Consider the following 7,288-nt stretch of genomic DNA (forward strand, 5'->3'; position numbering starts at 1 on the left):
CGAAGGAGCGAAGGACCTTGGGCTCGGTGGCCAGACGGGCCGGTCCGGTCTGCGGATGATGCACGTCGATCCACCGCTTCGAGACGTCGACGCCGATGCACTCTTCTGTCATGATCTTCTCCTGTCCCTGTCGGTGCGGGGTCTGGTCACGCAGCCCCAAGCAACTGTTCAGGTTGACGATCCAAAGGCGGACGGCTCCCGCGCCGGCTCGCGGGCTCCAAGCCCTGGGACCTCACGGGATGCCGTCCGCCACCAGCACATTGACATGATTTCGTTAGACAGGGGCCTCGCCGCACTTGGTTGCGGCCGTACCCTACACCGGCGCCGTCGCCTGCATCGCCGGCCGCTCCGCGAACCGATCCCCCCACGCCGCCAGCTCCGGCACCGCGCCGCGCCAGCCGCGCTCGCCGTGGCGGAAGTCGAGATAGCCGAGCGCACAGCCGACCGCGATCTGGCTCATGTCCAGCGGGCCGGACAGGTGGCTCATCCAGCGGGCCTCGATCGCGGCGAGGCCGCGGGTGACCTTGGCCCACTGGGCGTCGATCCACGATTGAAGCGGCGCCTCGCGGAACCGGCCCTCGTAGACGACCAGTACCGCGGCATCGAGGATCGCGTCCGCCGTCGCCTCCAGCGTCAGCACCTCCCACAGGCGCTTCTCCGGATAGAGGCCGGCGGACCATGTGCTGTCGAGGTAGCGGCAGATCACCCGGCTGTCGTAGATCGCCGGCCCGTCGTCGCGGATCAGCGCGGGGATCTTCCCGGTCGGGTTCGCCGCCAGCGCGTCCGCCGCGGGCGCCAGCGGCGTGGTCGCGACCGGCGTCTCGGTCACGTCCGCCTCGTGCCCGGCCTCGCGGATCAGGACGCGGACCTTGCGGACGAACGGCGAGGCGGGGGAGGAGACGAGCTGCATGGCGATATTCCCGGGTGTCGATGTCGGGCGAAGCCTGCGGCCGCGCCGGGCGGGGCGCAAGCGCGGAAAAGAAAAGACCCCGCCGGCCCTGGCGGGCGCGGCGGGGCAGTCGTGCCGTGGAGCGCCCCCGCAAGGGGCGTTCGGACCACAGGCACCGGCGGTAACCTCGTCGTCCGGCCTCAGCCGGCCTGCATCTCGGCCCGGATCTGCTGTCGGAAATAGTCGATGGGGACGATCTGGCCCTCGCGGCGGAAGTGCCAGTAGGTCCAGCCGTTGCAGGAGGGCGCGCCTTCCAGATGCGCGCCGACCTGGTGGATGGAGCCCTTCACGTCGTCGGCGATCAGCGTGCCGTCGGCGCGGACCTTGGCCTTGTGCCGGCCGCTCAGGCTCCACAATTCCTCGCCGGGCCGGAGCAGCCCGCGCTCCACCAGCACGCCGAAGGCGACGCGCGGCTCGGCCCGCTTGGAGGTGCTCACCTCCAGCGCCTCGCGGTCGAACTTGCGGACGCGGGAGATGCGGGCCTCGGCCACCTTGCGGTAGCCGGCGTCGCGCTCGATCCCGATCCAGCTGCGGCCCAGCATCTTGGCCACCGCGCCGGTGGTGCCGGTGCCGAAGAACGGGTCGAGGACAACGTCGCCAGGCTTCGTCGTGCCGACGAGCACGCGGTGCAGCAGCGCCTCGGGCTTCTGCGTCGGGTGCGCCTTGTCGCCGTTGTCGTCCTTCAGCCGCTCGTGCCCGGTGCAGATCGGGATGGTCCAGTCGGACCGCATCTGCACGCCCTCGTTCAGCGCCTTCAGCGCCTCGTAGTTGAAGGTGTACTTCGCGCCCTCGCTGCGGGAGGCCCAGATCAGCGTCTCGTGCGCGTTGGTGAATCGCTTGCCACGGAAGTTCGGCATCGGGTTCGACTTGCGCCAGACCACGTCGTTCAGCAGCCAGTAGCCGAGGTCCTGCAGCGCGGCGCCGAGGCGAAAGACGTTGTGGTAGCTGCCGATCACCCAGATCGCGCCGTCGGGCTTCAGCACACGCCGCGCCTCGGTCAGCCAGGCGCGGGTGAAGGCGTCGTAGGTCTTGAGGCTGTCGAACCGGTCCCAGTCGTCGTCGACGGCATCGACGCGGGAATTGTCGGGGCGGTGCAGCTCTCCCTTCAGCTGCAGGTTGTAGGGCGGATCGGCGAAGATCAGGTCGACCGAGGCCGCAGGCAGGCCCTGCATCGCCTCGATGCAGTCGCCGGCAAGGATGGTGTCGAGCGGCAGCGCCACCGGGGCGCCCGCGTCCTTGATCGTCGTCATTCGGTCTGCCTCGTTCCCCGGCGGGTGGTCCCGCTCGTCGTTGGGATGAATGTGAGTCAGAGGCGAATCGCAGTCAAAACCTTTATTGAATCAAGAGGTTACGATTTCGGCTTGATACAAGATATTGTGGACCGGCTTGAACGAGCGCCTATGGTGAGGGGTCGGCCCGAGGCGCTGCAGCGCCTCCCTGTGGCATTCCGTGCCGTAGCCGACGTTCGTCTCCCAGCCGTAGCCGGGGTGCTGTTGCGCCAAGTCCACCATGATGCGGTCGCGCCACGTCTTGGCGACGATGGACGCCGCGGCGACCGACAGGCAGCGCCCGTCGCCCTTCACCACGGCCTCGGCGGCGCAGACCATGTCGCGGGGGATCATGTTGCCGTCGATCAGGGCGTGGCAGGGCAGGGAGGGCAGCGCCCGCAGCGCGCGGACCATCGCGACGTGCGACGCACGCAGGATGTTGATCTCGTCGATCTCCTCCACTGTCGCGACACCGACGCCCACCTCGGCCCGCGCCAGGATCAGGTCGTAGAGGGCCTCGCGCCGGGCTGCCGGCAAGGTCTTGCTGTCGGCGAGGCCCTCCGGGATCGCGCCCACCTCCAGCACCACCGCCGCGGCGACCACCGGGCCCGCCAGGGGGCCGCGCCCGGCCTCGTCCACGCCCGCCACGCGGCGCGCGCCACGGGCCAGCGCGGCGGCTTCGAAGGCGTAATCGGGGACGATCGGCTCGGGCGTGTCGCGGGGGGGCATGGCCCCTTCTTCCGAAACCCCGGCGCCGGGTTCAAGGCCCTGGCGGAAAAGGAAACGGGGCGGAAGGCATGTCCTACCTCCCGCCCCACCCCCGGCGCGGCAACTGGGGCATGGCCGCGCCTCTGCTCAACCGTGAAGTCAGTCCCGGTTGGCAATCCTGTATCCGCGATCCGTCAGGCAGTTCGGATCGAACCCGCTGACGAAGCGCCCCTCGCTGCGGACCGTCACCGCGCAGTCGAGCGGCAGGTCCCGGGCGTGGCGCACTTCGCGGTTGAGGCAGTCGCTGTCGAACAGCGGCAGATCGCCGCGGCGCGTCTCGAACCGGCGCAGGCAGCTGGTCGGCAGGAACTGGCCCCGGCCTCGCGGTTCGGCCCAATCGTTCCAGCGCGGGTCGTGACCGTCCCACCGGCCGAAATCGTCCCGTCGGCCGCGATCGTCCCACGCGTCGTCCCAGCGATCGTCATGGCGGGCCCGATCCTCGTCGTCCTCGTCATCGCGCTGGTTGCGCAGGGCGAGGCCGAGGATGCCGAGGACTGCCGCTCCGGCGATGATCTGCCCGGTCCGCCGGTTGCGCTCTGCCTGCTCGGTCTGCTGGTCGCCCCAATCCGGCTGGGTCCAGTCCTGCGCTGCGGCGGGAGCAGGGGCGAAGGTCGGCAGCGCCATGAGGGTCGCGGCGAAGGCGGTGGTCAGGTGATTCATGTCGGGTCTCCTTTTGGGAGCGGATCCGGGAGGCGGTCGGGGTCGCCGGGTGCGGCGCGTCGTGTTGACGCAAAGGTGGGGCCGCCCTTGCGGGACAGGCAATAACGCCCCACTGTTATCCTCTGACACACCGACGCCCCTCCCCACCGGGGGAGCGACGATATTGAATAACCGGGACGGCACACCCCATCGTGATCGCATCATGAGATCGCTCCTCGCCCTGACCTTCGCCCTCGTCGCCGCTGCGGCCACCGCCGCGGACGCCGCCTGCTATGCCGACTACAAGGCCAAGCAGGACGGCCCGTTGCGACTGCAGTACGGTGTCTACGAGGTGCGGGGCGACTGCTCGCCCCGCGCCGCACGCGCCGAACTGCAGCCGCTTCTGCTTGCGGATGGCTGGCAACTGCTGGAAGTAGTTTCGGTGTTCGACGAGTCCGGGCTGGAGGCGAGAAGGGCCGATGCGGGAGAGTACTTTCTCCGCTACTGAGACGCGGATCACCGGCAACCGGGTCGTCGTCTTCGGCATCGCGGCCATCGTCGCGATCCTCGCCGTGGCGGCCATCCTGCTGTTCCTGAACCTGCCCGACGCCAACGCCTTCAACGCGCGGGTGGAGCGGATCTTCGTCGAGAACGACTTCACGACGAACGCCGAGCTGCGCCTGCTGGAGATCCTCGCCCAGTCAGGCACCGCCTTTTCCGAGACCTTCGCCAGCTACCGCATCATCGTCTTCGTGCTGCTGGTCTTCGCCACCGCGCTCCTGATCGCCGCGGTCGCGTTCCTGGTCATGCTGATCGCGCTGAACCGCCGCATGGGACAGATCGAAAGGCACGGGATCGAGGTGAACTCCCTGATGATCGCGCGCGAGCAGAACACGGTCTACCTCAACAACTTCGAGTTCAAGCTGACCGAGGCCGCGATCGAGACGCTGTCGGTGCTGGCCGAGGCGCGGATGGACGACGAGGTCCTGTCGGGCAGCCAGATCGAGGGGATGATCTCGGGCCGTGACCCCGCCGACTGCGACGAGGCGGCGGGCGCGACGCGGATCAAGCGGCTGCGCGACAGCCTCGGCAACCAGATGATCAGCGAGCTGCTGGTGAAGAACATCGCCCGCAAGGGCTACATGCTGGCGATCGAGAAGGACGTGATCCGCATGGTCTGACGGGCGGCGTGTACGGATCTGACAATCGGCGTGCCGACGGCGGAACGTGACCTACCCTCGTTTCCGGACAGACGACGGGACCCCGGCTGCATGAAGGATCGGCAATCGCCCCCACCGGAGAGCGCGGACGGGCGCACGTTCGCGGCGGACCCGATCCGCGAAATGAACCACCGCGTCGCGAACAGCCTCACGCTCGTCTCCGTGCTGCTGCGCCGGTCCGAGCGCGGCGTGACCGAGCCGGCGGCGATCGCGGCACTGCGCGCCGCGGCGGCGCGGGTGGACGGGGTGAGCCGTCTGCACCGGCACCTCTACGCTCTTTCGGGCCAGGGAAGCGTCGACCTGACGGATCTCCTTCCGGTCCTCTGCCGGGACATCGGCGATACCCTTGCCCTCGACGTCCGGCTCCACCCCGCCGTCGCCCCGTTCCCGATGCCGGCCCAACTTGCCGCCGACGTCGCGATGATCCTGAACGAACTGGCCATCAACGCGATGAAGCACGCCTACGACTGGCGCAGCGGCACGCTGCGCGTGTCGGCGATGCTGGAGGCGGACGGGGTGGTTCTGACGGTGCGGGACGATGGTCCCGGCCTGCCGGACGGGTTTGTCCCCGAGGCGGCGGGCGGTCTGGGGATGCGCCTGGTCCTCGGCGTGGTCGAGCGGCACGGCGGCACGCTGTCGGCCGACACCGACGGCGGCGCCGTGTTCAGGATCGGTCTTCCCGCGACATCGGCAGACCGATGAGGCGTTCGTACTCCGTCTCGGGCGTGCCGTAGCCCGCGCCGGCGACGCGCCGCAGCCCGCGGCGGTCGATGATCTCGATCCGGCCGCGTCGGGCGCGGATCAGGCCCTCGCCCTCCAGCGTGTGGGTCGCGACCGTGACGCCGGCCCGCCGCACGCCCAGCATCACCGAAAGGAACTCGTGGGTCAGCGACAGCTCGTCGCTCTCGATCCGGTCGTGGCACATCAGCAGCCACCGGGCGAGCTTCTCCTCCAGCCGCAGCCGGGCGTAGGCCAGCGCGGCGTGCGCCGTCTGGATCGACATCAGCTGAGCAAAGCGCAGCAGCCAGGATTGCAGGTCGTGGTCGCGCTCGATCACCTCGCGCAACCGGTCGGCGCGGATGCGGCGGGCATGGCCCGGGATCTGGACCCGCGTCAGGTGCGGCGAGCGGTCCCCGCCCAGGACGACGGTCTGGCCCGTCAGTCCCTCGCGTCCGATCAGGCCGCCCTCGACCTGCTCGCCCCCTTCGCGCGCCAGGACGATCACCGAGACGACTCCGCGTTCCGGGAAGTAGGCATACTCGATGGGCTCGCCCGGCGTTTCGAGCGGCATGCCGAGGCCGAGGTCGCAGGGCTCGAAATGGGGGAGGAGCGCCGACGCCCGTTCGGCACCCATCGCCTGAAGCAACAGGTTCTCTGTCGCGTCTGCGTTCATATGCAGGTCTTCCTCCGGACACAGGCCGGCCGGAGTTCCGTCCCTTTGGTGTCGTTGCTTCTCCGCCTTCATAGTGACGGTGGACCGACGTCGTATCTCACAATTGTAGACTCCTCTGAAAGATTTGGTGCGTTTTCGAACGGTTTACACCGCTCGTCATCTCATGGGGCGCGAATTCCGGACCTCCGACCTGTGCGCAGACGGGAAGTCTGTGCAACTCGGCCAGCTGCTGTCTCTATGTTCCATCCGGGGCCGAGCGCGAACGAAAGCGGCTGGCTCCGTTCGGGCGCGGGCCTCGGGAATGTCAGAGGGATCAGCCGAGGTCGAACAACCGGAACAGATGATCGCCGCTTAAGCAAACGGTCGTCGAGCCGCGCCTCGTACGGAGGCGTACTGAGCCGCGGGCGCGCATACCGCCCACCGTCACGTGCCTTCCAATCATTCACGCGCGTGTGTCAGATGCGGGCCGGGGTGAAGTCGAAGGTGAAGATCATGCCTTGGAGCTTGCTGCAGCAGACGCCCGAAACCGAGACGCTGGACCTCTACCGAGCCATCATCGAGGGCGCGCCGGCCATGCTCTGGCTCGGGGACGACATCGGGAAATGCGTGTTCCTCAACCGCAGGCAGCGCGAGTTCTGGGGCGTGGACATCGACGACCTCGCCCGGTTCGACTGGGGCCGCACCCTTCACCCCGACGATCGGGACGCGCTGGCGGAGCCCTTCTCCCGGGCGATGCGGGATCGCACACCGATGGACGTCGAAGCCAGGTACCGGCGCGCGGACGGGGTCTACCGCCGTCTTCACACGTCGGCCGCCCCCCGCTTCAACGAGGACGGCCGCTTCGTCGGCATGGTCNGCGTGAACATCGACGTCACCGAACAGCGGGCGACGGAATCGGACCTGCGGGCCGCCAAGGACGCGCTGGCCCTCGCGACCGCGGCGTCCGACCTCGGCTGGGGCACGTGGAACCTGTCGACCGGACGGACCGAGTGGGACGCCCGGGGACGCGAACTGATGGATCTGGATGAGGACGAGCGGGACGGCAACGACT

9 protein-coding genes are annotated in these 7,288 nt (G+C 69.0%); 4 read left to right on the plus strand and 5 right to left on the minus strand.

What is annotated here, in order from left to right; all coding sequences use genetic code 11:
- Window positions 1-313 precede the first annotated feature (313 nt).
- The 4 genes from A37W_RS0114590 to A37W_RS0114605 all read right to left on the minus strand — a co-directional run bounded on the left by A37W_RS0114590 (window position 314) and on the right by A37W_RS0114605 (window position 3,645).
- Window positions 314-910 (minus strand): glutathione S-transferase family protein, encoded by a 597-nt coding sequence (locus tag A37W_RS0114590; RefSeq protein ID WP_018303776.1) that lies wholly within the window; start codon window positions 908-910, stop codon window positions 314-316.
- A gap of 179 nt (window positions 911-1,089) precedes the next feature.
- Window positions 1,090-2,199: a site-specific DNA-methyltransferase gene (locus A37W_RS0114595; protein WP_018303777.1), complete on the minus strand. Its 1,110-nt coding sequence runs from the start codon at window positions 2,197-2,199 to the stop codon at window positions 1,090-1,092.
- 90 nt (window positions 2,200-2,289) lie between these two features.
- A complete protein-coding gene (gene rnhB / locus A37W_RS0114600; RefSeq protein ID WP_018303778.1) occupies window positions 2,290-2,946 on the minus strand; it encodes a ribonuclease HII in 657 nt (218 codons plus the stop codon).
- Between the two features lie 138 nt (window positions 2,947-3,084).
- Window positions 3,085-3,645, minus strand: a complete 561-nt coding sequence (locus tag A37W_RS0114605; RefSeq protein WP_018303779.1) for a hypothetical protein — start codon at window positions 3,643-3,645, stop codon at window positions 3,085-3,087.
- 202 nt (window positions 3,646-3,847) lie between these two features.
- Here A37W_RS0114605 and A37W_RS0114610 point away from each other — a divergent pair, with 202 nt between their 5' ends.
- The 3 genes from A37W_RS0114610 (at window position 3,848) to A37W_RS0114620 (ending at window position 5,546) form a co-directional block, all read left to right on the plus strand.
- Complete coding sequence (locus tag A37W_RS0114610; RefSeq protein ID WP_018303780.1) at window positions 3,848-4,132, plus strand: hypothetical protein; 285 nt, start codon at window positions 3,848-3,850, stop codon at window positions 4,130-4,132.
- Window positions 4,104-4,805, plus strand: coding sequence for a winged helix-turn-helix domain-containing protein (locus A37W_RS0114615; RefSeq protein WP_018303781.1), 702 nt, complete (start codon window positions 4,104-4,106; stop codon window positions 4,803-4,805). Before A37W_RS0114610 ends, A37W_RS0114615 begins: the two co-directional genes overlap by 29 nt.
- A 90-nt stretch (window positions 4,806-4,895) precedes the next feature.
- Entirely contained in the window at window positions 4,896-5,546 is a 651-nt protein-coding gene (locus tag A37W_RS0114620) for a sensor histidine kinase (protein ID WP_018303782.1), read from the plus strand.
- Here A37W_RS0114620 and A37W_RS22095 read toward each other — a convergent pair.
- Window positions 5,509-6,237 (minus strand): Crp/Fnr family transcriptional regulator, encoded by a 729-nt coding sequence (locus A37W_RS22095; protein WP_018303783.1) that lies wholly within the window; start codon window positions 6,235-6,237, stop codon window positions 5,509-5,511. The two genes, A37W_RS0114620 and A37W_RS22095, sit on opposite strands and share 38 nt — an antisense overlap.
- 573 nt (window positions 6,238-6,810) lie before the next feature.
- On the opposite strand from A37W_RS22095, the gene A37W_RS24050 reads away from it, so the two are divergent.
- Window positions 6,811-7,288 (plus strand): PAS domain-containing protein (locus A37W_RS24050; protein ID WP_437437307.1); only part of this gene is annotated, 478 nt, incomplete at its 3' end.

The sequence above is a fragment of the Wenxinia marina DSM 24838 genome, from assembly GCF_000379485.1.
Lineage (GTDB): Bacteria > Pseudomonadota > Alphaproteobacteria > Rhodobacterales > Rhodobacteraceae > Wenxinia > Wenxinia marina.

Bases quoted from the DNA above. Each gene is read 5' to 3' on its own strand.
- A37W_RS22095 (WP_018303783.1), bottom strand. From the start codon at position 6,237: ATGAACGCAGACGCGACAGAGAACCTGTTGCTTCAGGCGATGGGTGCC.
- A37W_RS0114615 (WP_018303781.1), top strand. From the start codon at position 4,104: ATGCGGGAGAGTACTTTCTCCGCTACTGAGACGCGGATCACCGGCAAC.
- A37W_RS0114610 (WP_018303780.1), top strand. From the start codon at position 3,848: ATGAGATCGCTCCTCGCCCTGACCTTCGCCCTCGTCGCCGCTGCGGCC.
- A37W_RS0114595 (WP_018303777.1), bottom strand. From the start codon at position 2,199: ATGACGACGATCAAGGACGCGGGCGCCCCGGTGGCGCTGCCGCTCGAC.
- A37W_RS0114605 (WP_018303779.1), bottom strand. From the start codon at position 3,645: ATGAATCACCTGACCACCGCCTTCGCCGCGACCCTCATGGCGCTGCCG.
- rnhB (WP_018303778.1), bottom strand. From the start codon at position 2,946: ATGCCCCCCCGCGACACGCCCGAGCCGATCGTCCCCGATTACGCCTTC.
- A37W_RS0114590 (WP_018303776.1), bottom strand. From the start codon at position 910: ATGCAGCTCGTCTCCTCCCCCGCCTCGCCGTTCGTCCGCAAGGTCCGC.
- A37W_RS0114620 (WP_018303782.1), top strand. From the start codon at position 4,896: ATGAAGGATCGGCAATCGCCCCCACCGGAGAGCGCGGACGGGCGCACG.